Origin of the sequence: Vibrio minamisatsumaniensis, assembly GCF_050337445.1 — a bacterium.
Classification (GTDB): domain Bacteria; phylum Pseudomonadota; class Gammaproteobacteria; order Enterobacterales; family Vibrionaceae; genus Vibrio; species Vibrio artabrorum.
This window is the reverse complement of record NZ_JAKJSY010000069.1, coordinates 1-26,232: the sequence shown is the minus strand read 5'-3', so window position 1 is coordinate 26,232 and position 26,232 is coordinate 1. Positions and strand designations below refer to the sequence as shown.

The following is a 26,232-nucleotide window of genomic DNA, read 5'->3' as shown; positions in this document are numbered from 1 at the left end:
AGAATACATCGAGTACTACAATACCAAACGTATAAAAGTGAAACTAAAAGGCCTGACTCCGATAGAATATCGAACTCAGGCCTTGAAAGCCGCTTAACAGAAATGTCCAACTTTATGGGGTCACTTCAACAACGTTAAATGTTTGGGCTTTTTTTGACCGAATGGATCGCTTATTTAACTAAGCTGATGCCTTCTTTATCGATAGTGATCTTGCCAGATTTGTACAAACCACCAATCGTCTTCTTGAACGTACCTTTGCTGGTTCTAAATGCAGAGAAAATCGCTTCAGGTGAAGACTTGTCATTCAGAGGTAAGAAACCGCCTTTCTTCTCAAGCAGTTCAAGAATCTTAGTGCTTAGATCATCCATTTTCGCGACACCAATCTTCTGAAGCGACAAGTCAATCTTACCGTCTTCTTCACGAACATTTTTAACATAGCCTTTCAGCGTTTTACCGATGAACAACTTACCGATGATGTCTGATGGGAAAATCATCCCCCAGTGCTCGCCATTCACGATCGCTTTATAGCCCAACTGGCTGCGTTCAGCGATGATAAGTTCTACTTGTTCATTGCGCTCATAAGTTGCAGGGGTTTTGTCTAACCACTTGTTGAACTTTGTGGTACCTACAATACGGCTCGATGCTTTATCAATATACACATATACTAATATTGATTGGCCTTCGTTTAAACGGCCGCGTTGCTCACTGAAAGGAACCAATAGGTCTTTACCTTTCACGCCCCAGTTCATAAATGCTCCGGTGCTGTTGACACCTTCGACCGTCATTAGGCCAAACTGCCCGACTTGAGCGATGGGTTTTTCAGTGGTTGCGGCGATTTGGTTATCAGAATCAATGTATAAGAACACGTCTAGCTTTTGACCAATTTCAACACCTTCAGGAGTAAACCGCTTCGGAAGCAACACGGTTCCATAGTCGCTAGCGTCAAGGAATACACCGAAGTCTGCTTGTTTTACTACTTCTAGATTGTTTATTTGACCAATATTAATCATCAAGATTGTCTCTACTTTAAATTTGGCGGTGATTATACGTGATCTCTGATATGCTTTCGCTAGTTTCATTCATATTTTTATATTTTAGGAGACATCGTTGATCACCGTTGATAAACAAGATGCGATAACCATTAAAATTAACCATGCGATGGCGAAAACCAAAAAGCTTGATATGGACGTTTATCTCTTCATTCCCGGTGAACTTGGCCTCACTCCAGAAGTGCTTTCTGAAAATGCATTCTTTTACAGCTCTATTATTCAGAAGAGAACTTACTACAGTGATAAAACGCTGCTACCGCTAGTACATAGCCGTTTAGCCAAACGGGGCCACTTATCGACGACACAATATCGTGTAAGCTTGAGTTTGTTTGCATACCAATATGTCATTGCGTTGGACAAAGCCGTCAGCGCTTTGAATAAAACCAATAGTGACGACGTAACAGAAGACGATGTCGATGAAGTGATTGAACTCGCGTTAGACATACTAAAAAAGCTTCGCCGAAGTATTCCTTACGAAGAGAACCTCAAACGTTACTACGCAAATATTGATAACTATCTTTCTTGGTACACTGAGCAAAAGTTTTTATCGCTGGTTTCACACATGCCTCGTGGTAGTGAATATTCGACCATCAAAGAGAGACTTTTAACGCTTTGCGAAAAAGAAACCGCCCACCGTAAGCTGAATCGTTACAACTCAGCAAAAGTTAGAGAGGACATCACCCGACTGAGCAACAAAATGCGATTGTTGCGCCGTTTGATTGAACACCCTATCGTATTGAAAGAAAAAACCACATCAATGGGCAAAAACGTCAAACGGGCCGTAAAAGGTATCGCGACTGGTTTGGTTATGGTCGTCGTGACCACGACGGTTATATTGGCTCGTGATTTCCTTGGGGAGATCACCGCCTCTTTCATCGTGGCGATGTCCTTCATTTATGCATTGCGCGAAATATTCAAAGATGACTTAAGGGATATTCTTTGGCGCTGGCTTCGCAAAGGTAAACCAAAATGGAAGCGCCGCTACTTTGACCCGACAACCAATAAATCTGTCGGTCATAAGTTAGAATGGTTGGATTACGCAAGTTTTTCTAAGCTAGCAGACCGGATTCAAGCCATACGTAAGAAGCGTGTCGTACAACGTGAAGAACAAATTTTGCATTATCGCTCTCATACTGAAATGTCGACATCGACGTTCATGAGTGGCTATGAAGAAACTCGTGAAACGTTATCAATAAGCTTAAGATCGCTAACACGCTTGATGGACAAAAGCTCAAATAAGATTTACCGCTTGAATGAAGGGCAAGTAAGTCGTGAATCTGTCGAAAAGCGCCACCTACTCAACCTGATCATTAAAGAGAACAATCACGATAATGAACCGACCTATTACCGTTGGAAGATTGTAATGAACCGTTCAAAGATCGTGGATATCGAGCAAATAACTCAAGAATCTTAATCTTGTTCCGGTATGTGGATGTTCAATTCACATACCACTCTTCTCATTTGTTCAATGATAACCTTCTATTGAACCGCCCTCTTCAGGTGCATATTTCCGAGCTATTTTCTAGACGGAACTTTTTTAATCGAAAGTGTTAACGTGAACTCCGCCATTGGTTCGTCGCCATGCAAAGACGGACAAGTCGCGATAATGGTCACGGGATGATTGACTCGCTCGCCAGTAGACAAGGTTTCAGCCAGCATTCTATTGATCAACTCGCCATCGTTGCAAGTGAAGTGTACGTCACCTTCTGGGCGCTTTAAGAACTTCCCTGTCACCTCTTTAAATGCCAACGAAATCTTTTCACCTTGCTGCTGAGATTTGCTCATCGCAAGAAAACCGCCTGCGACATCGGCACCTACAGCTAAAACACCAAAATACATGCTATTCAGGTGGTTCTTGGTGCGTCTTTTAAGCGGGATTTTGACTTCAACATGTTGGTTGTCCAAAGCGAGCAGTTTTGGTCGACATAACCAGATCAGAGGCACTTTAAAGAAACCAAACATGCTCAAGTAGACATTTGCTTTTTGTAGAGGGGTCAACATTTGAATTACCTAATCAAGTTAGTCGTCAGACCAGTTAATCGAACAGCGTTAGGGATGTCAAAAAAATGTTATAAAAAAGAGATATCATCGCATCATGATACCTCTTTCATTCTCAAAGCTTTAGCGCTTCAAATAAACGGATACAGCCAGTTGAGTGACTTAGACAACAAACCGATTATGCAGTCACGACCGTTTCGACCCCTTCAAGATCAGCGATGAAGCTTTGTAGGCGCGGGTAGTCAACCAAACCTTGAGTCACCATCAGTATTGGCTTCTTCGCGTTCAGGGTTGCTTTCACAATCATACTCAATAAAATAATGACGGCCTCGTTTTGAGGGTCAAAAGCATGTCGTTGAACTTCATTGTGCTTATCTATACCTAAAGTGAAAGACGCTAAGCTATCAACATTCACAACCACACCATCAAAGTAATGCAGTAAACGTTCGCTCAATAGCACGGCAGACGGCACATCACACGAGAACAGTACTTTCAAACCATTCAGACCACGTGGTAAGCCTTGCTCGGCAAGCAGGTCAATAATCTTAGCGGCATCGCTTAATGCTCGTACATACGGCACAACCACTTCAACGTTAATACCCTGCTCTCGCAACGTTTTAATAACCTGACACTCTAAAGCGAAAGCCTTGCTGTACTCTGGTGTCGCGTAACGAGCAACGCCGCGAACGCCTAGTGCAGGGTTAACCTCCTCAGCTTCACAGTTCCCGCCAAGCAACGAACGGAAGCCATGGCTGTCTGCACTGCTTAATGCGATACGTACAGAAGTGTGATTTGGCTGAACCGCAGCTTGGATAGCAATCACCAAGGTTGAAATAAAATGCTCATCGACAGTTTTATCGCCAAGGATCGTATTTAAGGATGTTTTTTCAATATCAGTCAGTGTATCTAAATGACTTTCGATACTTGGATGGTAAAAGACACGATCCATCACCAATTCTGATAATGAAACGTATAAGTGGTTGGCATTATTATTATCGTTATAAGAAGGCAGCACATCACCTAAAACCAGTCCTGGGTGCAAAGTGCTTTGATTTTCTTGAGTCATTGCTGCTCCAGCATTTTTATGTTGTGTTCAAACGAAAATACCGATAGCTGCCTGTTAATACAAGTGAAAATCCCTCATTTGACGCAGGCCTGCTGATAAAAATTAGAATATTAGCAATAACAGAGATAACTTTGACTTAAGAGAGTTTATTCCTCTGTTCAATTCCGTTATCTTAACCACTTCGCAATAGAATAAAAAAGCTATCACATGCCATTAAAAACTGATGAGTTGAGAACCCAAGCTCTGGGTCCTATGCCAACTCCTGCCGAACTAGGCAATGCACACCCTATTACTGACGACGTTGCAGAGCGCATTAAAAATTCTCGCCGCCAAATTGAAGATATCTTAACAGGTCGTGATGACCGCCTATTAGTCATCGTTGGCCCATGTTCTGTTCACGATACAGAAGCAGCACTCGATTACGCTGAGCGCTTAAGTCTGATTCAAGACCAGTATAAAGATGAACTATTCGTGGTCATGAGAACCTACTTCGAGAAACCTCGTACTGTTGTCGGTTGGAAGGGATTGATTACTGATCCTAACCTTGATGGTTCATACGCACTAGAAACCGGCCTAAACAAAGCTCGTAAACTTCTACTCGACATCAACAAGCTTGGCCTAGCTACCGCGACTGAGTTCCTTGATATGATCACAGGTCAGTACATTGCAGACCTTATCACTTGGGGCGCGATTGGCGCTCGTACAACTGAATCTCAGATTCACCGTGAAATGGCTTCTGCACTGTCTTGCCCAGTTGGCTTCAAAAACGCGACCAACGGCAACATCAAGATTGCTATCGATGCAATTCGTGCTGCGCATGCTTCACACTACTTCTACTCTCCAGATAAGAACGGCCGCATGACGGTTTACCGTACTTCTGGCAACCCATACGGTCACGTTATTCTACGTGGTGGTGATAAAGGCCCTAACTTCGACGCTGAATCTGTAGATACTGCGTGTAAGCAACTGGCTGAATTTGACCTGCCTCAACGTTTAGTTGTCGACTTTAGCCACGCTAACTGTCAGAAACAACACCGTAAACAGTTAGAAGTTGCACAAGACATTTGTGAGCAGATCAAATCGAACAAGAACCAAATTGCAGGCATCATGGCAGAAAGCTTCATTATTGAAGGCAACCAGCCAATGACAGACATCAACAACCTAGAATATGGCAAATCGATTACTGATCCATGCCTAAGCTGGGAAGATACTGCAACAATGCTAGACATGCTTGCAACAGCAATTAAAGATAGAAACTTAGCTTAAGGAAACAACACAATGCCATCATTTGACATTATCTCTGAAGTAGAAGCAGTAGAACTGCGTAACGCGGTAGACAACGCAAACCGTGAACTATCGACTCGTTTCGATTTTCGCGGCGTTGAAGCAAGCTTTGATTACAAAGATGAATCAGTAAAATTGACTGCTCAAGACGATTTTCAACTGAAGCAAATGCGCGATATCCTTCGTAGCAACCTAACAAAGCGCAATGTTGATCCAAACGCGATGGAAGCAAAAGCGGCAGACCAAACAGGTCGCACTTGGCACCAAACGGTTATCTTTAAGCAAGGTATCGAAACCGATGTTGCTAAGAAGATCGTTAAGCTAATCAAAGACAACAAAGTAAAAGTTCAAGTTTCTATCCAAGGCGACAAAGTTCGTGTTACAGGTAAGAAGCGCGATGATCTTCAAGCTGTTATGGCTTTGGTTCGTAGCGGTGAACTTGGCCAACCTTTCCAGTTTGACAACTTCCGCGACTAATTGTTGAGTTTGAGTGACTGCTTATTGTGGTTGCTCATTCATCATGACAATGTCGTGTTTGAAATAGCAAAAAGCCACTCCTTTAGGGAAGTGGTTTTTTATTTACGGTCTCTCGTCTATTTCGAACAGCCAGAAAACTCTCACTGTAACTTGAAAGCAAGCCTCCTCAACTGAGTACTTTGGCCGCGGACAATTTTAGGTCTTTGCCGACCAACAGATTAAACTCGACGCTTGCCGGTGGAATAAACACACACACACGCAATTTTTCAGCTCTCGCTTGCTCAAGCTTGGTTGATAGCTCTCCGCTATTAACATAGCTCTCTCTTTCTGCATCTCGGCGGCACAGGTCGATAAATTCAAATGGACAATCGCTCGATGAAAGTACGAGCTCTGCCTCTTGCATCAAACGCAAAGCCTTCATAGACAGCAATTCGACGTCTTGCTCGAATTCAATCCAAGTGACCTGCCCTTCGCTATCTACGCCTTCGGTTACCGCTTGCTGGTAGTATGACTCTAATTGTTCTCTATCAGTCACCTGATCGATAAAGCTGGATGACAAGAAACGCTCCCAAAACTTACGACGCTCGTCGACGGTTGGAAATGACGCTTTGATTGAATTGCGTTTTGATGCACCGAAGTCTGCTATCAAGCCTATGTTTTGTGGCAATACCGTTTCGAGTTTTTCTCTGATATTTCTTACTAAAACAGGTGATGCACCACCACTAGAGATGGCAATTTGGATTCTTCCGCGATTTATCATCGAAGGTGTGATGAAGTCGCAGTAAGGGAGATCGTCAACGACATTGACTAGAATGCCCAGTTTTTTCGCATCATTATACACTTGGTGATTCAAGCTTGGATTGTCTGTTGTCGCCCAAACCTGCAAGTAATTTTTCGATATTATTTGTGACGAGTAGAAATTTTGAATCCAATGAAGTTTTCCATCATCAATTAATTGCTTTAAGTAAGGCGCGACCTTAGGAGATACCAACGTTACACTTGCCCCGGCTCGCAACAAGCTATCGACTTTACGGCAAGCAACTTCACCACCACCCACCACTAAAATGGGCTTATTCTCTACATCCAAAAACATCGGGAAATAACGCATGTTCTTCCTTGATACGACTTAAATAACTATTCATCCATGCTACCAAATTTGGAGCATATTAATAACTATCCAAGTACAATAAAAATATTTTTTAACCAAATTTTAACCTTTTTCAAGTCTAATGCTTCGCTTTAACAACACAAACTCAGAACATTCCCCCAGTCAATTATCAATATAAAAACCTAAATCTTGTTGCACCAATTGTGTGATACGTTGCACTATTTACATCGAGTTAACATTTCGTCATCCTAATTGTGTTCGGATTTGTGATTTCACTCAAAATTCTTTTTAAATTATACATTTGTGAAACCACGAATCCTTTCCTAACCTTATAAACAGTTGTTTAAATCGCGCACGGTTTCATTTGCAAAATGCAACTCGTTTAATTTGAACAACAAGGTCATAGACAACGCAACACATACAAGAAACTCAAATGAGCACGAGTATCAGGTGTCACCTGGTTAACAAGGAAGGATACAAATGACAAATAAACTAACACTTCTTGCTTCAGTGGTAGCTGCATCAACTGCGATGATGGCAACATCGGCATCAGCGGCAGAAAGCACTCTGGATAAAGTCACATCTCAAGGATTTTTAACTTGTGGTGTCAGTACAGGTCTTCCAGGGTTCTCTAACCCTAACTCAAAAGGTGAATGGGAAGGAATCGATGTTGAGTATTGTCAAGCTCTTGCAGCGGCGGTACTCGGTGATAAGAGCAAAGTTAAGTATGTACCGTTAACAGCGAAAGAACGTTTCACTGCGCTACAATCTGGTGAGATTGACGTACTATCACGAAACACAACATGGACACTGCATCGTGATACTGCTCTAGGTTTGAACTTCGTGGGCGTTAACTACTACGATGGTCAAGGCTTCATGGTTAAAAAAGAACTTGGTCTAACAAGTGCTCGAGAACTTGATGGCGCTTCAGTATGTGTTCAATCAGGTACAACAACTGAACTTAACCTAGCCGATTACTTCCGTAACAGCGGCATGTCTTACAAGCCAGTGGTATTCGATACGGCAGCACAGACATCGAAAGGTTTTGATGCCGGGCGTTGTGATGTTCTTACCACAGACCAATCTGGTCTATACGCACTTCGCTTGAATCTAGCCGATCCTAAATCCGCACAGGTACTTCCTGAAATCATCTCTAAAGAGCCGCTAGGTCCTGTTGTTCGTCAAGATGATGATAAATGGTTTAACGTTGCTAAATGGACGCTTTCAGCAATGATTAATGCGGAAGAGTACGGTATCTCTTCGAAGAATGCTGATGAAATGCTCAAGTCAAAAGATCCAAACATCAAACGTATTCTTGGTGTTGACGGTCCTAAAGGAAAAGGCCTAGGCATTCGTGACGATTGGGGTTACCAAGTCATTAAGCAAGTTGGTAACTACGGTGAGAGCTTCGAACGCACGGTGGGTACAGGTTCACCACTGCAAATCTCTCGAGGCGTAAACGCACTATGGAATGCGGGCGGCTTTATGTACGCTCCACCAATCCGTTAATAAATCTCCAAGCATCAATGAGGGCGGCTTGTCCGCCCTATTTATTAAATGGATTTGAGGTTATAGCAGTATGAAACCTAATGACACGACGTCTCCAACTCAGGCAAAGCCACAGCCCAAAAGTACCAACCTTTTTTACAACCCAACGTTTCGCTCCATCATTTTCCAAATTATCGCTGTCGGAGCGCTTTGTGCTTTCTTTTACACGATTGTAAATAACGCACTCACTAACTTAGACTCCCGTGGTATCACCACTGGTTTTGATTTTCTGTCTCAAGAAGCTGGTTTTGGTATCGGCTTAACACTGATTGAATACGACGAGACCTTCTCATACGGTCGTACATTCTTTGTCGGTCTCCTCAATACCGCTTTGGTTTCAGTACTCGGCATTATGTTAGCCACGGTACTGGGCTTTAGTATGGGTATCGCTAGACTCTCTTCAAATTGGTTAGTTAGCCGTTTTGCAGCTGTCTACATCGAGATATTCCGAAATATCCCTCTTCTTTTACAAATCTTTTTCTGGTACTTCGCCGTTCTACAAGCCTTGCCTTCTGCTCGTCAAAGCATGAGCCTAGGTGAAGCCATTTTCTTGAATGTACGTGGGTTGTACTTCCCAGTTCCAGTATTAGAGCAAGGCAGTAGCATTGTCATTGCATCATTGATTGCCGGTATCATCGCTACGTTTATTATCAACATTTGGGCCAATAACAAACAGAAACTGACCGGCCAACAAACACCGATGTTGCGAATTGCCGCAGCGTTAATTTTAGGCTTACCGTTGGTAACTTACTTTGTTATGGGTATGCCTATCTCTGCGGATTACCCTGTTTTGAAAGGGTTTAACTTCAAGGGTGGTATTAGCGTAATCCCTGAACTTGCTGCATTGATGCTTGCTTTAAGTATCTACACAGCGGCGTTCATTGCCGAGATTGTGCGTTCTGGTATTAATGCGGTAAATCATGGGCAAACTGAGGCTGCTATGTCTCTAGGAATCCCACGAGCGAGAACCCTTAAGCTTGTCATTATCCCACAAGCATTAAGAATTATTATCCCACCACTAACCAGTCAGTATTTAAACTTGACCAAAAACTCATCACTTGCGATGGCCATTGGTTACCCGGATCTTGTCTCTGTATTTGCAGGAACAACACTGAACCAAACAGGACAAGCTATCGAAGTAATCGCGATGACAATGGGTGTCTACCTGACCTTGAGCCTATTAACGTCCGCTCTAATGAACATATACAATCGCAAAGTAGCGTTGGTGGAGAGATAAGATGAGTACACATCAATTTCAACCTGATCTTCCGCCTCCAGCGAATACCGTTGGGCCAGTCGGTTGGTTAAGAAAAAATCTGTTTAATGGACCCGTAAACAGCGTCGTCACTGTGGTTCTTGCTTACTTTGCTTTTACCCTTTTATGGGCAGCGGCGGATTGGGCATTCATCAGTGCTGACTGGATAGGAACCACACGCGATGCCTGTACAAGCGAAGGCGCTTGTTGGGTTTTTATTAGCGTTCGTTGGGACCAATTCATGTATGGCTTTTACCCAGAAGCGGAACTGTGGCGACCTCGCCTCTTCTATGCAACGTTAGCCATTTTTGTAGCTTTACTGGCTTATGAAAAAACACCTAAACGTACTTGGATTTGGTTGTTCTTCGTTAACATCTACCCATTTATCATTGCTGGCTTGCTATACGGTGGTGTCTTTGGACTCGAAGTTGTTGATACCCATAAATGGGGTGGTCTACTGGTTACACTGATCATCGCACTTGTTGGTATTGTCGTGTCACTGCCTATTGGTGTTGCACTTGCTCTTGGGCGTCGCTCAGAGATGCCGATCATTCGCAGTATGTGTACTGTATACATCGAAATTTGGCGTGGCGTACCGCTGATTACAGTTCTATTCATGGCTTCAGTAATGCTGCCACTCTTTTTATCAGAAGGGACAGAAACCGATAAGCTGATCAGGGCACTTGTTGGGGTTGTCCTATTCAGTGCCGCTTACATGGCCGAAGTCATTCGTGGTGGTTTACAAGCAATACCAAAAGGCCAATACGAAGCCGCTGATGCTCTCGGATTGAGCTACTGGAAAAAGACTGGGCTTATCATTCTGCCTCAAGCTCTTAAAATCACGATTCCTTCAATTGTGAACACCTTCATTGGTTTGTTCAAAGATACCAGTCTTGTTTTGATTATTGGTATGTTTGATGTACTAGGGATTGGCCAAGCCGCGAATACCGACCCTGAATGGCTTGGTTATTCAACAGAAAGTTATGTATTTGTCGCGTTAGTGTTCTGGGTGTTTTGTTTTGGTATGTCGAGATATTCGATATGGCTAGAAAACAGACTTCACACCGGTCACAAACGATAATGAACAAGATCAAGGACGTATTATGACGCAGCAGACAGAAAACAACTCTCAAGGTCTTATGATCGAGTTGAAAGACATGAACAAATGGTACGGTGAATTCCACGTACTTAAGAATATCAATCTAGAAGTTAAAAAAGGCGAGAAAATCGTTATTTGTGGCCCTTCAGGCTCTGGTAAATCAACGATGATCCGCTGTATCAACCGATTAGAGGAGCACCAAAAAGGCCATATCTTCGTTTCAGGTAATGAATTAACAGAAGATCTAAAGAACATCGAAGCTGTTCGCCGTGATGTGGGGATGTGTTTCCAGCACTTCAATCTGTTTCCACATCTGACGGTATTAGAGAACTGTACTCTGGCCCCTATCTGGGTGAAAAAGATGCCGAAAGAAGAAGCAGAAGCGATTGCAATGAAGTACCTTGAGCGCGTAAAAATCCCTGAGCAAGCAGACAAGTTCCCAGGCCAGCTTTCAGGTGGTCAACAACAGCGTGTCGCTATTGCTCGCTCTTTATGTATGAACCCTCAAGTCATGTTGTTTGATGAGCCTACATCAGCACTCGACCCAGAGATGGTTCGTGAGGTGTTAGACGTAATGGTTGAGCTTGCAGAAGAAGGTATGACCATGCTGTGTGTTACGCACGAGATGGGTTTTGCTAAAGAAGTCGCCGACAGAGTGATCTTTATGGATGCGGGAGAAATTATTGAAGAAAATAACCCAATCGATTTCTTTGAAAACCCAAAATCGGACAGAACACAAAACTTCTTAAGCCAAATCCTACATCATTAATGTGATACTATTCAGCTATCGACAGAGGCGGCTCCGGTCGCCTCTTCGTTATTAAAGCTTCTGAAAGTTGTAACCATGAAACATCATCAACAATTTGTTACATATTGAGAGATACTTAAACGGCTATTTTGATTATTATTTTAAGTATAGAAAAGGAATGAAAGACTTGATTTATGGAACTTTCAGTCCCATAAGTGTACTAACAACTATTACTATTGAAGTCACCTTACGAGGAAGATTATGAACAGCCCTATGTTTTCACGTACAGCATCTCAAGAAAGTGCTTTGCAAACCAATAAAGTATTGCGTAATACCTACGCTCTACTGTCGATGACACTCCTTTGGTCTGCTGTAGTAGCAGGCGTATCTATGGCGATGAACCTGCCTCGCCCGGGGCTAATTGTCATGCTGGTTGGTTTCTATGGCCTACTTTTCCTTACAGAAAAGAACCGTGACAACGGCATGGGTCTTGTATTTACGTTCTTATTTACAGGTTTCTTAGGCTACACCATCGGTCCAATTTTAAACATGTACGTTGGTGCCGGTATGGGTGATGTTATCCTAACTGCACTAGGCGGTACTGCGCTTGCATTTATGGCGGCGTCAGCTTATGCACTGACTACTAAACGCGACCTATCGTTCCTTAATGGTATGCTAATGGCTGGTTTCGTTGTGCTGCTAGTCGGTATGATTGCAAACATCTTCCTACAGATGCCTATACTGTCATTAGCAATGAGTGGTATGTTCATCCTGTTTTCAACAGGTGTTATCTTGCTAACAACGCAAAGCATCATCCGTGGTGGTGAAACAAACTACATCTCAGCAACGATCAGCTTGTATGTGTCAATCTACAATATCTTCATCAGCCTACTCAGTATCTTAGGTGTGATGAACAGTAACGACTAATTATCGTTCATTGAAAATCAAGCCCAAGAGTGTGTCTCTTGGGCTTTTTTGTATCTATGGAAACAATATTTCGAGCGATAACGACATTATTTCTTGAGAAAGATAAACGTGGTCATGTACCCTATTTGCTGAGTTAAACTGATTCTGGACTAAACATGTTTGAATACAACGGTAAACAAATTGAAACCGACGCTCAAGGCTACCTATTGGACCACACGCAATGGGAAGAAGGTATGATTGAAATTTTAGCTCAAGACGAAGCGATTGAGCTGACGGATGCACACTTGGAAGTCGTGCATTTTGTAAGAAGCTTTTACGAAGAGTTCAACACCTCTCCAGCAGTTCGTATGCTCGTTAAAGCAATGGAAAAAGCGCACGGCCCAGAGAAAGGTAACAGTAAGTACCTGTTCAAATTATTCAAGAAAGGCCCCGCTAAACAAGCAACCAAGCTCGCAGGGTTGCCTAAACCAGCAAAATGCTTGTAAAGCTTAAACCGCTTTAGATTACTTTCAAGGTCAATACTGTAGTACGCTAACTACAGTATTTTAAACTCTCCCGAACTGATCATCTGCTCATTAGTATCTTCAATTTCTCGCTTAATAACACGGTCGACTTTTGCACTTGCAGGGCCTATTTGTAACCAATCATACAACGTATTGATCTGCACGATATCTCCCACGGCTAACACTTCGACTCGCCCATCACTCAAATTCTTAGCATAACCCGATATACCCAAAGCTTGTGCCTGTTTGCGGGTGTGATATCGGAAACCAACACACTGAACTATGCCTGATACGACAAATATAAATCGTGAATTTCTCATAACGTTGCCTCATAAATTATATGAATGATATAGTCAACCATCTATACATTTACCGCTTGTTTGTGGACTTACTTCGAGTATAACAATTATGAAAGAAATCCCATTTCGTTGGATTGATAAATATCTCATTCACCTAAAAATCCAAGAAAAGTTCTATCTACTCTTCTTATTACCGGTTGTCGCTTTGGTCATACTAACCCTCGTTTTAGATAGCGCTGCAGACGCATTACTCGTTCACCTTTACCAAGAAGAAGTAATATTAATTAAAGGACTTATCGAAGCCGGTCAGCTCACTCAAGAGCAAGTTGCTCAACTTGTTAGCCATTCTTCAACGATTTCTTTAGGTTATGGTGTTGGTTCAATACCAGTCATGAATGGCGCTTTCAGTTTAGTCGCAAATCCGGATCAGAACCTTTGGTCAGCGCTAACTACAACACACATTTCTATCATCGCCGTGACCCTATCACTTATTGCACTGGGCGTTTATTACATCATGACGTTCATAGGTGGAGCCATGTTCTCGATGAACAAAGCTTTGAACACCCTAGCGAATGGCGACTTAACTTGCCGAATGAACTATTTCCCAGTCCGTGATGAGTTCAGTGACATTGCAATTACTATCGACAAGGTCGCCGAACACGAACAAAAGATGGTGTTATCTATCCAAGAATCTGTCGCTCTCATGCAGCAGATCAGTTCAGATTTAAACCAATCGACTCTGCAAAGTTCCGACATTTCCAGTAACCAGCAAGAGCATTTAAATAGCCTAGCAAGTGCTACGGAACAAATGGCTGCTACCATCCGGGAAGTCGCGACTCTTGCCCATGAGTCGAGCTCTCAAACGCTGGATGCTCGTGGTGTCGCACAAAATGGACAACTTAAGGTTTCTAATACTTTAGACTCTATCTCTAACCTATCTAACGAGATCCAATCAGCTTCGAAAGCGGTGGAAGAGCTTGATGCTAACGCTGCACAAATCGATGAAGTGGTCGCCACCATCAATAGTATTTCAGAACAGACCAACTTACTTGCATTGAACGCAGCGATTGAAGCCGCTCGTGCTGGTGAGCAAGGTCGAGGTTTTGCTGTTGTTGCGGACGAAGTTCGTGCCCTTGCCGGACGAACTCAACAAGCAACGGTTGAAATTCAAAGCATGATCGAATCCTTGCAGCGCAATAGTCAGTCACTGACAAAGTTGATGGATGTGACGGTTCATAACGCCAGTCAAGGCCAAACATTGATGTCTGAAGTGAATGTTGAGATTGACTCTTTGGCTGAAAAGAATCAATCGATTGCAGATAGTAGTACTCAAATCGCAACGGCGGCTGAAGAGCAAGGTGTGGTCGCAGACAATATTGCACAAAGCGTGTCAGAGATTCGCCATCAATCTGACAACATCTGTCAAATGATCAGCAAGAGTAACTCCAATGTTGATCAACTTCGTAAGCAGAGCGACACGATGGAAGGCCTACTAACTGGCCTCAAAGCATAACCATTAAACATCGGGACATTAAAATATTGATACTTGGGCTGCTTCTGTAGCCCTTTCTTATTTGCTTTTCAAATTCACTTCCCCGACAATACGTCTCCTGCAAATTTCAACCAACAGAGTAAATTATGACTCCTTCAATTCATCTAGCTAAAGGCCGAGATAAATCACTACGCCGCAAACACCCTTGGGTATTTTCACGCGGTATCGATAAGGTCGAAGGAGAACCAAAACAAGGTGAAACTGTAGACGTATATGCTCAAAATGGTCAATGGCTTGCGAAAGCAGCATACTCTCCGGCTTCTCAAATTCGTGCTCGTGTTTGGACATTTGAAAAAGAAGAAATTAATAAAGCATTTTTCATAAAAAGAATTAAAGATGCACAGTCACTGCGTGAAGATATCATTAAGCGTGATGGTCTAACGGGCTACCGGCTAACCGCAGCAGAGTCTGATGGCTTGCCAGGTATCACAATCGACAAATATCAAGACTTCCTTGTTTGCCAACTGCTGAGTGCAGGTGCTGAATTTAACAAAAGCATATTGGTAGAAGCGTTAATCGAGTGCTTCCCTGACTGCAACATCTACGAACGTTCAGACGTAGCGGTTCGTAAAAAAGAAGGCCTAGAACAGGTTGTTGGCGTTCTTCACGGTGAAGAGCCACCGAAGTCAATTGTAATTGAAGAGAATGGCGTTAAAATCAGCGTGAACATTATGGAAGGCCATAAAACTGGCTTCTACATGGATCAGCGTGATAGCCGTAAAGAGTCAATGAAGTACGTTAAAGGCAAAGATGTCCTTAACTGTTTCTCATACACGGGGGGATTTGGCCTCTACGCACTTAAAGGCGACGCGAAGCGAGTGATCAACGCTGATGTATCTCAACTCGCTCTTGATACCGCAAAATTCAACGCTGAGCTTAACGAATTTGACATCTCGAAAAAACGCGCCGTGTTCCTAAATGCTGATGTCTTCAAGCTGCTTCGTGAGTACCGTGACCAAGGCACTAAGTTTGACGTAGTGATCATGGATCCACCAAAGTTTGTTTCAAGCAAGAATAACCTAACATCAGGCGCTAACGGCTACAAAGACGTGAACATGCTTGCGATGCAAATCCTGAAACCGGGTGGCACTCTCCTCACCTACTCTTGCTCTGGCTTAATGGGTACTGACTTATTCCAGAAAATTATCGCCGATGCGGCGCTCGATGCTGGCCGCACCGTTAAATTCGTTGAGCGCTTCGAGCAAGCTGCCGACCACCTGACAGATACCGCCTATCCCGAAGGTTTCTACCTGAAGGGCTTTGCTTGTAAAGTGATTTAAACTCGAGATTTTCTCACCAACAAACGTATTAAAAAGGGCCTTTCGGCCCTTTTCTGTTTTTAATCCGGCAAGTTGACAAAGAGTTGATTAACCAAATGACTCAGGTCACTACTCATTACACGACCATCACCTTGAACGTTCACAGAATCAAACTGATTACCCGTATTATCGAGAATGATCGTTTGCGTTTGACCATCACTATTGGCATCCTCAGAAATAGTAATAACCAAACCTTTGTCACCACCATTATCGACTTTTTCAATCGTGATATGCTCAAGAAGATCAGACATCGAATTTTCTGTCGGCAATAATTGAGAGATATCAAGATGGTCTTCACCTAGAGCAAAGTCAGTAATTTTATCAACATCACCTTGGAACGGCTGATCGACCCATTGAAATAAGTCGGCACCATCATCTCCAACTAAAATGTCATCACCTAACCCACCAACAAGCGTATCGTTCCCCGAACCACCACGGACAGCATCATCCCCTGATCCACCGTTGAGAACATCATGGCCAGTACCACCAAAAATAAGATCGACCCCTTCCTCACCGTATACAGTGTCGTTACCACCACCACTTTGAACGATATCTACACCTGCGTTAGAATAACTTTCCAACTTGTGATGGTAATCTTCATCACCATAAGTCATATCATCAGCAGTAGTCGCTGTACTTCCGTTTATATCAGCATGAATAAGTCTATCTATCGCTGCGTTCTGGTTATCGAGATTAACATTCTGATCCATGCCTGGAACGATGCTATCGCCCATATAAACCGTATCAGAACCAGCGCCCATATTGACACTGTCACCGCCAACACCCACATTGATAATCGCGCCGTCAAGCTCATCATAGCCTAACAGAGAGCTGGACTCTGTTTCCCAAGTATGTGCAGCCGACTGATTCCAAACCATATTGCTACCCGTTACTGTAACATGATCGATACCACTGGCAACCGCACCGATAATCGAGGTGGCGTTAATCGTAACCGTACCTTGAGATAGACTGTCTTGTGGTTTCGAGTCAACAGCGGAATACTTAAAGTCATCTTGAATACCCACAACACCATTAACGTCAAACTCAATAGCGGAAACATTAAACCCTGCACCTTGACCTGAGTTACTCGGGTTAACTACCGCCAGTCTAACTTCATCAAAGGTGACAGAATCCGAGCTAACATCAACACTTGCCGTATGAGCACTATGATTGACGTTTTCCAACGGTAATTCAATGGGGCCACCAACCTGTTGTCCGTTATCAAATAGATAGGCAACGAGCTTGGCTGTCGATTGTTGATTGTTGCCATTGCCATTGCCATTGCCAAGTAAACCTTGCACGCTAGATAAATAAATCTCTGCTGAAGAAATATTCCCCCTGTCTGAAGCAAAAGAAATGTACTCGCCGATGCCAGTTTCAGAGCCTGTTCCACTATCGTGGCTCGTGTGAACAAATACCCCTAACTGATTAGGGTTGTGGTCATATTTGATCGTTGCGTTTCCATCGGTGAACATTGAACCGTCAAACAAACCACCAGCAACGACCACACCATCTAGATCTAAGCGATCGACTCCTGGCTGATTGTTTTTCTGGTTTAACTCATTATCCACAACAAAATTAACGTCAGTAAAGTCACTTCCAATCTCGATATCATCGATATCGTTAGCCACGTAAATAACATTCGCGCTATCCAAAACAATTGTACCGACGGCTAGCGCATCACCAATAATCTCACCTTGTTCATTAACCTCATAGAGCTTGCCATACTCTGGCAACTCTTCAATTCGTACCGAAGTGTGCTTACTATCGGTACTGCTAGCATCATCTTCAGTATCGGTCGCATTTGGCGCGAAGTTAATACTTGCAACATTAGTATCCGAAGAAACTAAAAAGTCTTTTGCAATTGGATGCTCATTGGTACTATCCGGGGCTTGATGGCGCTCAAGAACGGTAACATTAATTGTCGCTTCAGACGCATTAGCCAACTTGCCACCAAGATCACCGTGCTCTCCGTGAACATCGTCATCCTTGTTGGTGTCCGTCTCTGTCGCCGTTGCGATGACCTTAATGTCAAAAGTGCTAGGGTCTAATACCTTGATCTGAAGTTCTGCTAGATCCCAACCAGTAACATCAATTCGGCCGGCCTCTATGACGGTATACGTGTGCGTTCCATCAACTAACAATGAACCAACAGGAAGGCCTTCCAACTCTACAGTAAGAGTCTCAGATCCGTCTGTCGCATCCACCAACGAAGAACTAATCTCGCTAAGTTTGATAAATGAATCTTCGTAACCATAGTTATCAACCGCAGTAAATTGAATATTATCAATTATTGCTCCTGTAGAGTCTGCTTCGTCTGCTTCTAATACAAGGCGGTATTTACCAGAATCTTCAACGGGTAACGTGAACGTTCCCTCTTGCCAACCACTACCTTGTCGCTCAGCGATAAAGTCATAAAGTGTTACTTTACTGCTCTCAATGGGATTACCAGAATCATCTAATTTAAAGAGCGATACCTCCATGTCGGAGTCTGAAGGATTAACATCGTCTCTCGCAGCAATATCGAATTTAAAATTGTAGAAGCGACCTGCGACAAGGTCCATATCGGTATAGAGAACTTTGTCTCCTACTTCGCCTTCAATCTCCATCACTTTATTGTCTGACGAGCCAGTTAAGTAAGTTCCTTCTGTACCCACTTCAACGTGTTTACCGGAATTAGACGTGTTCCACTCGCCAATGGTCGATGTACCCTTGACGTTATTTATTTCAATGTCACTATCCCAAGAGCCTGACGTTATCTCTACATCTTCAAAATCGATCGCGGCTACTTTCTCAAAGTCACCGATAACCAGTGTAGGTTTGTCCGCATCAGGGTGAACATCAACGTGAATACGACCTGTTTCTACAGTCTGTTGATCAGCGTCTTTAGCTGTTACTGAAATCTCAAAGTTAACATCACTATGCTCTGGCGCTTTCACTTTAACGGATGCAATATCATCAATACCAACAATAACAGTGCCACTGTTATCCACTGTAGACTCAACGCCACCAACGACGACAATTGCACCTTTTGGAATACCTGACAGCTCTATCGTGCTAACAGACGTTAAGGCGTCAGCAACACTCATATTTAGGTCTATAAACTGATCTTCTATACCGGCCACATTGCTGAACGATAATTCATCAGTACCGGTCACAGAAATCGACGTTGTAGCGGTTTCAGACTGGTTAACACCGTCAGAAACCGTTACCTCAACTAAGCGTGTTTCTTCATCAGGCGTATCGCTACTATTTACAAATCGAATCGACTTCAAGAACGCTTCAAACTCATGGGCAGAAACATCACCAGATGGATGACTAATAACGAGTGCGATTAAAGTCCCATTTACTGATTTCGAGACATTGAAGCCACTATTCTCAGGCCACGTTAAATTGTCACCCTCTTTAGCATTGATTAGCGTAACGTTCATCGATTTGATGATGTCTTTATCGTCAAAGACATCAGCGTTGATATCGGCGATAGCCGCGGCTTCGCCCTCAACGTATGCCGAGTTATAGTCAATGCCATCTGTATCAACCTTGCTGACTTTAATAACCAGATCGTTGAAGTCATTATCGTCGTTACCTTGGCCTTTTTGGTCATCAAAACTCAATACTAGATTGCCGTCACTATCAACCGAGGTTGAGATCTGATGCTCTTCGTCAGTCGATCTATAAACTGGAATACCCGATTGAACAACACCATCGACAACTAACTTACCTTGGTCATTGACTTTAAGTTCATCGAGTTTATCGCTATCAATCTTATTGAAGCCATTTGGAATTAAGAAGAACTCGAGGTTATCAATCGAAGCCAACGGGGAATCTAACAAAGTACCTGGAGAGAGACTTGGGTCGTTACTATTAGAAACCAGTACGTGAAGTTGCTTTTCACCCGAGTCGTCATTGATATAGTAACCAAAGACATTGCTGTAGCCAGCGCCTTCACTGACATACTCAATATCGTAGAGCGCCCCATTGAGGTCGACCATTGGTGCTTCGTTGTCGACAATTGTAGCAACACCCGTCACCGCGTCTTGCTGATGAGGAGCATTGCCTGAAATAGAGAACATCTCATTGTTATCGGAATGCGTATCTTGGTTAGTTGCAACTTCAACTGCAAATGAGTCATGCCCTTCAGGAACGCTAACGACAAACTTACCATTAATAACCTCGACAGTTTCGCTGTACTTATCAGCCCCTTGGCCAAACGTAACGACTACACGAGATCCATTAAAGTCACCCTCTGTGGGTTGACCATCTGCACTCACTGCAGAGCCATCATTTAGAGACATTTCAATTGTGGTTATTGATTCGCTGCGATTTGAAAGCTCTACAATAAACGTTCCAGACAGGCCTTCTTCAATTTCAATGTCGCTGATGCTTTGAACGATTGGACGATCATCATTGTTAACTTGTGGACCATCAGGGCCATCTGGATCAGAGCCATCATCCAAAATAGTGACTTGATCTGAATCAGAGCCATTTGATATATAACCAGACTCGTCAGTAACAACCAGGTTAAAGCCTTCACCCCCTTCAAATATAAGGTCATCTTTTGTTGCCACTTCAACAACAATCTCTGTTTCGCCACTAGGGATAGTAACCGTTGGTTTACCATCCTTAATCACAACATCAAGATCAACACGCTTTGACTCACCGGACAGTTGTGGCTGCAAATAGTACACCGTGTATAGCTCACCGATATCTTTGAAGTCCCTCGTTTCCGCAGAAGTGGCATTGCCAGTAAGAGAAATGGCTAGCGATACGTCGATATTCTCTGAAGACGGATTATTTAGACTGACTTCGAAGACTGCATTCGAGCCTTCAGCGACGTAGGCAACACCCTCAACCGTTAGCTCAATCGTATCAACGTTTTCGATGATACCAGTGTCAGATACACCATCGACTGTTAAGCTGTAGCTTTCGTCAAGCTCATGGACGCCATCAACCAGCGTAGGAATAAGAACGGCGAAACCTTTAACGCCGACGGGGACAATCAGTTTGCCGCTTTGCTCGTCATAAGTAACACCATTTGTGAAACCAAGTTTGCTAAGGTCGAGATCTTTCTCATTACCAGAATCTTGTGCATCATCGGTATCTTTACCAAACGTTACATCGAGCTGAGTTTCAACAAGCGCACTCGAGTCTAGAGTTACTTTGAAGCCAAGGTCATCACCTTCAATGACTGAGTCTGCTAACAGGTCTACAGACGCTACACTAGCAGGAGTCGGCAGAGGGTTGACGATAACATTAACTTCAGCACTCGCTACTTGGCCATTATCATCAGTAATCTGATATTTAAACGTTGTTTCACCGACAAAATCATCGCCAGTTAAATCAAAGTATACGATGCCATCTTTAATGTACGCATTACCTTCCGTTTCACCGTATACATAGGTAATACGTAGATTGTCACCATCGGAATCGATATCATTATTAAGAAGCTCGGAACCGATAAGACCAGCAAGCTTCGATGTCGGAATCTCAAGAATGCCGCCTTGATTAACGGCATATGCGCCTTCACTAGAGGCTTTAAAACCCGTAAGGAAATAATCTGACGCATCATTATCATGCGTTGCTTGGTTAGAATACTCAGTTGCTTCAAATACCACAGTATCAAACGCGATTGGAGTACCATCTGGACCAAGCGGTGTTATTTCGTAAGTACCTTTATTGTTACCGTCTTCAGCAATAAACGTATCACCCGCAACCGCTACACCATTGAGGTACGCAACCCAGCTACCTTGTTCATGGTTATCAGTGAAATTACCGTCATTACCTTCGTTTTTAAACAGGTTAGATACTGAGAAGGTAAATTGAGTCGCCGGGTTGTCTAAGTGGATTTCAAACTTCTCAGACTGCTGTTCGGCACGATCATATTCGATCTGAGCGCCCAATCCACCGACTTGACCGGCAACACCAATCTTAATACCGCTGTGTGCAAAGTCTCTATCTTGGCCATTGAAGCTAGCATTTAGCTCAGCGCCTTCAACCGACCATGGAGAGTCATTGTCTTCACTGAATTCACCCAGTTTAACTTTGAAGCTTTGCGGATCGTTATTCGCTTTCAGGTCGCCAGACTTATCAATAGTAACCGTCTTAATGTCACTTTCGTTACCATCACTGTCTATCGCTTTATATTCAAATGAATCTGACGCCTTAGTTTCAAGAGAAGTCAGTTCCCAGTTGCCAGGGCCTTGTGTACTTACTTCAACTGAAACTATCTCAGCACCTTCAGGTGCAACAATCGTGACATTTTGATTATTATGAGTGTCGTCATAAAGGAAGGTTTTTTCTTCTGTGATGCCATCACCATAATCAAAGGTAACGGTAATCTCAGCTCTTGATTGAATACTATCATCAGCATTTGGGGCGAACCAACCGCCTAAACCACTTAGGCCAACCGTTACTGAGTCTGCTGGACGAGAAGAAAAATCAATCTTGATCGCCTCGTCTTGGTGAATACCGCGGTTCGTCGATGCAATACCGAAACCCATGTGGCCTTGCTGACTGTTGTTTTGTACTAACGGCTTAGCATCAAGGTTATTTCGACCTTCAGAAGTAATAGTGACCACATCACCATTGTCAAACTTTAGTTCGCGAGTATACGCATCGACTTCATCCCCCCAGTTATGGAACTCTGCAGTGCTATGGGGCCCCTTATCTAATGTGGATGTGTCATCAACACCTAAGAAGAACCCTGTTGACTCTTGGTCATCTTCATAAACGATACGGTTAGGATCATCATACTTCTCTCCAATGATGACTTCAGTCTTAACGTTATTTTCATTGACGTAATAGAGAGTACCGGAGTCAGGCAACTCTGTGATGATCACGCCAAGTTGAATATTGGCTCGATCGTCTTCTTTGTCACTGATTTGATCGCTGGATTCATCGCTAGAATCGAACAGGATGCTCGACTTACCCTGAGCATCGAGCGAGACACTAAAGTCCTCAGCTTGAGGCTTATTATCTGATTCATCGTCAGCTTCATTGAGAGTCACACTTATGGTGCCAACCGTAGGTTCACCCTTACCGTCAGTACCTGTCGCTGTCACTTTAATTAAGTGAGAGTTACCCGAGCTCTCATAGTCGTTAGTAAAAGCGACGGCACCTTCTTCAGTCAGGCTAATCTCACCGGTATGAGGATCAACCTGATACAACGGCTTATCTTCAATATATAGATTGTCACCTTGTTCAATTGAGTAAGTGATATTACTTCCATCTTTATCCGTCGCAGTAACAGTACCTATGGTCACGTTAGGCGCGAGGTTCTCTTGGTAGTTGAACATAACGTTGTCTGAATCAAACTTAGTATCCTCATCATTCAAGTTATCTTCTGTTAGCTTCACCGTTGTATCAACGCTATCCGTCCCATCACTGACCGTCACAACTAGGTTATGGATATTAGACTTAATATCAAAATCATTCGCTAACGACGCGACACCAGCACTGGTCAATGTAATGCGTCCTTGGTTATCGATCTCAAACCAACCTTGTTCGTTACCAGACTGGAAACTAAATGAAAGCTCGCTCTGAGTATTATCGATATCTTCCGCAGCTACCGTGCCAATAACGGTAGAGTCATCAATACCTTCATCATAACCAAACTCATAGCCACCGTTAGTCCCATTTTCATTCATGAACTCTGGGGCATCGTTAACGGGTTTAACGTTGATAGTCACGACGGCTTGATCCGTACCACCATGGCCATCGGTCACTTGATACGTAAAAGTAGCCTCGCCGTTGTAGTCTTGAGACGGCATGAATGTGATTGTCTTGTCGTTATAATCAACGGAAAGCGTACCGTTAGTCACTGAAGTGATTGAACCCTCGACTATCGAAAGCTCATCACCATCAACGTCAGTATCGTTCGCCAACAGCTCAGCAAAAGAAATCGTGATCGGTTGGTCTTCTTCAGTAACAAGTTGGGGTTGGGTGACACCTGTTACTGTAATGTTATCTAACAGTGCGCCATAACTGTCTGAAGCCCCAGCACCGGCAAACGTTAGATCAGTCATATCCTCATGAACTTCAAACTCCGCCGTGATGCGATACCAACCATTGACATCAGGTTGACCAATTTGAACATTAAGCCCATCAGCACCCGACAGCGTCCCATCTGCGTGAACGGTAACCAAGGTATCACCGACTTTAAAGGTCATATCTGAAGATGAATTACCATCTCTACGAGGGTTGTAGTCAAAATCAACGCGCATGCTATCTTGACCAGATGTATCAATACTTGTTGTGATCGCTGTATTTTGATAAGCATCAAGCTCAGCGATATATTCGCCGTCGGAGGCCTTATTGACCACACTTTCATGTTGAATTTCTAGACCCTGAGTTGCATTCCAGTCGTCAAGCTGATCACCACTAATCACCGTCCAGCGACCAGTACTTGTCATGTTTTCAAACGACTCAGAGAAAAGCAGCGTCTCACTATAAGCTTGGTACGTATCATCAATTGCCACGGGACCATCGTTGGTGCCATTAATGGTGATGGTTACCGTCTCGGTTACTGAGCCATTGGTATTACCATCATCAACGGTCACATCAAACTTCAAAGTGATGCTTTCACCTTCAGCCAAAAAGTTGATATCACTGTTTGCAACGTCATAGGTCCATTTACCGTCTACCAACGCGAAGCCGCCTGCCAATTTACTTGTCTGCTCGGATGTTAATACCCCGCCCGTCCAACTTGCTAAACCCTTTTCTGTAAACGTCACTTGCGGTGTGTCATTCGTGTCAACATCACTGAACGTTAACGCACCTGATGTGCTCAATGTATTGGTGTCTGACAAGTCAGTGTCTTCTTTCACACTGCCGGTGTTAACCATATCGACCACTGGTGTGTCATTAGTACCAGTAACGGTAATGGTCAATAGAGTGGTATCGGTCGCACCTAGATCGTCTGTAACGGATACGGGGACTTGGATAACAATGCGCTCTCCTTCAGCCAAGCGCTCGTAAGAAGACGCGTCGAAAGTATATGTACCATCTAGATTGAGTTCTAAACCATCAACATCAGAATCCGTGGTAAAAGCCAGTAACTCACCTTCAGGAAGATCAACATCTGTCGCATTAAGCGATCCGGTAATAACCTGCCCTTCAAATAACGAATCCTCTTTTGGTTCAGCCACTGGTGCATCATTCACAGGCGTTACGCCAATGTTAACCGTAACCGTGTCAGTACCACCTTGTCCGTCAGAGACAACAACCGTAAAACTGTCATCACCGTTGTAGTTCTCATTGGGGGTGTAAGTCCAATCACCGTTTTCATCGACGACGACAGTACCATTTAAAGGATCGGTCGCTTTTGCGAAAGATAGGGAATCACCATCTTGGTCTAAAGCTGACAAGGTGCCATTGACTCGAGTGTCTTCATTTGTGGAGAAGGAGATCGTGTCTTCAACAGATACATTATTGTTATCGACAAAGTTAGGAGATTGATTGAACGAACGGAAAGCATCAAGAAGGCTAAGACTTTGAGTTCGAGACATACCTAGCGCTTCAAATCCTGTGGTGATGAATTCAGTACCCGGGATAGTTTCTTCACCATTTCGCTCGATAGTTCCACTTGTACTCAAGCTAGAACCATTTTGACCAGCAGCGGTAGCGAACTCTTCACTTAACACCGTTGGATCTTGGCCTTCTTCTAATGCGGTAAAGATATTCGCGATATCTTGGTCAAGTTCAACTTCTCCACCGTCTTCTGGTGAAAAGCGGGTCGCCGAAAGCTGAGGAGTATCGGGGTCACTTGACGATTCAAGGACAACATCCCCGGCTTGCAGTGGTTGTTCTTCATCTAAGACTTTAATCGTACCATCTACCGAGAGAACAATGCGCTGGCCAAGTGCCAATGCACCACCCAAATTCAATGTTGTCATATCCATATAAACCTCTAAAACCCATGTTGGTAAGCCACGTCAAAATAGTGACATTGTTTCCATAATATTAGCCAAAATATAACACCCAAGGTTACATAATGCAATGC

The 26,232-nt window shown here is 43.5% G+C and carries 18 protein-coding genes; 12 read left to right on the top strand and 6 right to left on the bottom strand.

Translation table 11 applies throughout. The features are described 5' to 3' along the window. The coding region (locus tag L4B77_RS15190) for an IS3 family transposase (RefSeq protein WP_137409013.1) at positions 1–97 on the top strand (97 nt) is incomplete at its 5' end. Positions 98–170: 73 nt separating this feature from the next. On the opposite strand, the gene L4B77_RS15185 is transcribed toward L4B77_RS15190, so the two are convergent. Further along, a complete protein-coding gene (locus tag L4B77_RS15185; RefSeq protein WP_429751426.1) occupies positions 171–1,079 on the bottom strand; it encodes a CvfB family protein in 909 nt (302 codons plus the stop codon). Positions 1,080–1,107: 28 nt separating this feature from the next. On the opposite strand from L4B77_RS15185, the gene L4B77_RS15180 reads away from it, so the two are divergent. Next, complete coding sequence (locus L4B77_RS15180) at positions 1,108–2,463, top strand: hypothetical protein (RefSeq protein WP_261839583.1); 1,356 nt, start codon at positions 1,108–1,110, stop codon at positions 2,461–2,463. 101 nt (positions 2,464–2,564) lie between these two features. Here the strand turns inward: L4B77_RS15180 and L4B77_RS15175 are convergent, their stop codons facing one another. Then, the gene (locus L4B77_RS15175) at positions 2,565–3,050 is read right to left on the bottom strand and encodes a PaaI family thioesterase (RefSeq protein ID WP_261839582.1); all 486 of its coding nucleotides are present in this window, start codon (positions 3,048–3,050) and stop codon (positions 2,565–2,567) included. Between the two features lie 175 nt (positions 3,051–3,225). Continuing rightward, a complete protein-coding gene (locus L4B77_RS15170; RefSeq protein WP_429751423.1) occupies positions 3,226–4,113 on the bottom strand; it encodes a putative PEP-binding protein in 888 nt (295 codons plus the stop codon). 207 nt (positions 4,114–4,320) lie between these two features. Between L4B77_RS15170 and L4B77_RS15165 the strand changes: the two genes are divergently transcribed. After that, on the top strand, positions 4,321–5,379 hold the full coding sequence (locus L4B77_RS15165; RefSeq protein ID WP_429751421.1) for a 3-deoxy-7-phosphoheptulonate synthase: 1,059 nt from the start codon (positions 4,321–4,323) through the stop codon (positions 5,377–5,379). 12 nt (positions 5,380–5,391) lie between these two features. Continuing rightward, positions 5,392–5,874 carry a YajQ family cyclic di-GMP-binding protein gene (locus L4B77_RS15160; protein WP_372065420.1) on the top strand — a complete coding sequence of 161 codons (483 nt, stop codon included), beginning with the start codon at positions 5,392–5,394 and terminating at the stop codon, positions 5,872–5,874. Between the two features lie 166 nt (positions 5,875–6,040). On the opposite strand, the gene L4B77_RS15155 is transcribed toward L4B77_RS15160, so the two are convergent. Further along, complete coding sequence (locus L4B77_RS15155) at positions 6,041–6,982, bottom strand: precorrin-2 dehydrogenase/sirohydrochlorin ferrochelatase family protein (protein ID WP_429751418.1); 942 nt, start codon at positions 6,980–6,982, stop codon at positions 6,041–6,043. Positions 6,983–7,462: 480 nt separating this feature from the next. Between L4B77_RS15155 and L4B77_RS15150 the strand changes: the two genes are divergently transcribed. The 6 genes from L4B77_RS15150 (at position 7,463) to L4B77_RS15125 (ending at position 13,044) form a co-directional block, all read left to right on the top strand. Next, the gene (locus L4B77_RS15150; RefSeq protein ID WP_261839578.1) at positions 7,463–8,491 is read left to right on the top strand and encodes an amino acid ABC transporter substrate-binding protein; all 1,029 of its coding nucleotides are present in this window, start codon (positions 7,463–7,465) and stop codon (positions 8,489–8,491) included. A gap of 70 nt (positions 8,492–8,561) precedes the next feature. After that, positions 8,562–9,767 carry an amino acid ABC transporter permease gene (locus L4B77_RS15145; RefSeq protein WP_429751416.1) on the top strand — a complete coding sequence of 402 codons (1,206 nt, stop codon included), beginning with the start codon at positions 8,562–8,564 and terminating at the stop codon, positions 9,765–9,767. A gap of 1 nt (position 9,768) precedes the next feature. Beyond that, the gene (locus L4B77_RS15140) at positions 9,769–10,866 is read left to right on the top strand and encodes an amino acid ABC transporter permease (RefSeq protein WP_372091148.1); all 1,098 of its coding nucleotides are present in this window, start codon (positions 9,769–9,771) and stop codon (positions 10,864–10,866) included. Between the two features lie 22 nt (positions 10,867–10,888). After that, positions 10,889–11,653 (top strand): amino acid ABC transporter ATP-binding protein, encoded by a 765-nt coding sequence (locus L4B77_RS15135; RefSeq protein ID WP_261839575.1) that lies wholly within the window; start codon positions 10,889–10,891, stop codon positions 11,651–11,653. A gap of 240 nt (positions 11,654–11,893) precedes the next feature. Beyond that, entirely contained in the window at positions 11,894–12,559 is a 666-nt protein-coding gene (locus L4B77_RS15130) for a Bax inhibitor-1/YccA family protein (RefSeq protein WP_261839574.1), read from the top strand. 155 nt (positions 12,560–12,714) lie between these two features. Further along, positions 12,715–13,044: a TusE/DsrC/DsvC family sulfur relay protein gene (locus tag L4B77_RS15125; protein WP_261839573.1), complete on the top strand. Its 330-nt coding sequence runs from the start codon at positions 12,715–12,717 to the stop codon at positions 13,042–13,044. 50 nt (positions 13,045–13,094) lie between these two features. Here the strand turns inward: L4B77_RS15125 and yccX are convergent, their stop codons facing one another. After that, a complete protein-coding gene (gene yccX / locus L4B77_RS15120; RefSeq protein ID WP_372065430.1) occupies positions 13,095–13,382 on the bottom strand; it encodes an acylphosphatase in 288 nt (95 codons plus the stop codon). Between the two features lie 88 nt (positions 13,383–13,470). Between yccX and L4B77_RS15115 the strand changes: the two genes are divergently transcribed. Further along, positions 13,471–14,874 (top strand): methyl-accepting chemotaxis protein, encoded by a 1,404-nt coding sequence (locus L4B77_RS15115; protein ID WP_429751413.1) that lies wholly within the window; start codon positions 13,471–13,473, stop codon positions 14,872–14,874. Positions 14,875–14,999: 125 nt separating this feature from the next. Further along, positions 15,000–16,193 carry a class I SAM-dependent methyltransferase gene (locus L4B77_RS15110; protein ID WP_429751411.1) on the top strand — a complete coding sequence of 398 codons (1,194 nt, stop codon included), beginning with the start codon at positions 15,000–15,002 and terminating at the stop codon, positions 16,191–16,193. 59 nt (positions 16,194–16,252) lie between these two features. Here the strand turns inward: L4B77_RS15110 and L4B77_RS15105 are convergent, their stop codons facing one another. After that, positions 16,253–26,131 (bottom strand): cadherin-like domain-containing protein, encoded by a 9,879-nt coding sequence (locus tag L4B77_RS15105; RefSeq protein ID WP_429751409.1) that lies wholly within the window; start codon positions 26,129–26,131, stop codon positions 16,253–16,255. Between the last annotated feature and the right edge of the window lie 101 nt (positions 26,132–26,232).

What these genes read in the sequence shown, in the direction of transcription:
- L4B77_RS15160 (WP_372065420.1), top strand. Translation starts at nt 5,392, where the DNA reads ATGCCATCATTTGACATTATCTCTGAAGTAGAAGCAGTAGAACTGCGT.
- L4B77_RS15135 (WP_261839575.1), top strand. Translation starts at nt 10,889, where the DNA reads ATGACGCAGCAGACAGAAAACAACTCTCAAGGTCTTATGATCGAGTTG.
- yccX (WP_372065430.1), bottom strand. Translation starts at nt 13,382, where the DNA reads ATGAGAAATTCACGATTTATATTTGTCGTATCAGGCATAGTTCAGTGT.
- L4B77_RS15145 (WP_429751416.1), top strand. Translation starts at nt 8,562, where the DNA reads ATGAAACCTAATGACACGACGTCTCCAACTCAGGCAAAGCCACAGCCC.
- L4B77_RS15175 (WP_261839582.1), bottom strand. Translation starts at nt 3,050, where the DNA reads ATGTTGACCCCTCTACAAAAAGCAAATGTCTACTTGAGCATGTTTGGT.
- L4B77_RS15150 (WP_261839578.1), top strand. Translation starts at nt 7,463, where the DNA reads ATGACAAATAAACTAACACTTCTTGCTTCAGTGGTAGCTGCATCAACT.
- L4B77_RS15185 (WP_429751426.1), bottom strand. Translation starts at nt 1,079, where the DNA reads ATGAAACTAGCGAAAGCATATCAGAGATCACGTATAATCACCGCCAAA.
- L4B77_RS15105 (WP_429751409.1), bottom strand. Translation starts at nt 26,131, where the DNA reads ATGGATATGACAACATTGAATTTGGGTGGTGCATTGGCACTTGGCCAG.
- L4B77_RS15155 (WP_429751418.1), bottom strand. Translation starts at nt 6,982, where the DNA reads ATGCGTTATTTCCCGATGTTTTTGGATGTAGAGAATAAGCCCATTTTA.
- L4B77_RS15115 (WP_429751413.1), top strand. Translation starts at nt 13,471, where the DNA reads ATGAAAGAAATCCCATTTCGTTGGATTGATAAATATCTCATTCACCTA.
- L4B77_RS15170 (WP_429751423.1), bottom strand. Translation starts at nt 4,113, where the DNA reads ATGACTCAAGAAAATCAAAGCACTTTGCACCCAGGACTGGTTTTAGGT.
- L4B77_RS15165 (WP_429751421.1), top strand. Translation starts at nt 4,321, where the DNA reads ATGCCATTAAAAACTGATGAGTTGAGAACCCAAGCTCTGGGTCCTATG.
- L4B77_RS15125 (WP_261839573.1), top strand. Translation starts at nt 12,715, where the DNA reads ATGTTTGAATACAACGGTAAACAAATTGAAACCGACGCTCAAGGCTAC.
- L4B77_RS15130 (WP_261839574.1), top strand. Translation starts at nt 11,894, where the DNA reads ATGAACAGCCCTATGTTTTCACGTACAGCATCTCAAGAAAGTGCTTTG.
- L4B77_RS15140 (WP_372091148.1), top strand. Translation starts at nt 9,769, where the DNA reads ATGAGTACACATCAATTTCAACCTGATCTTCCGCCTCCAGCGAATACC.
- L4B77_RS15110 (WP_429751411.1), top strand. Translation starts at nt 15,000, where the DNA reads ATGACTCCTTCAATTCATCTAGCTAAAGGCCGAGATAAATCACTACGC.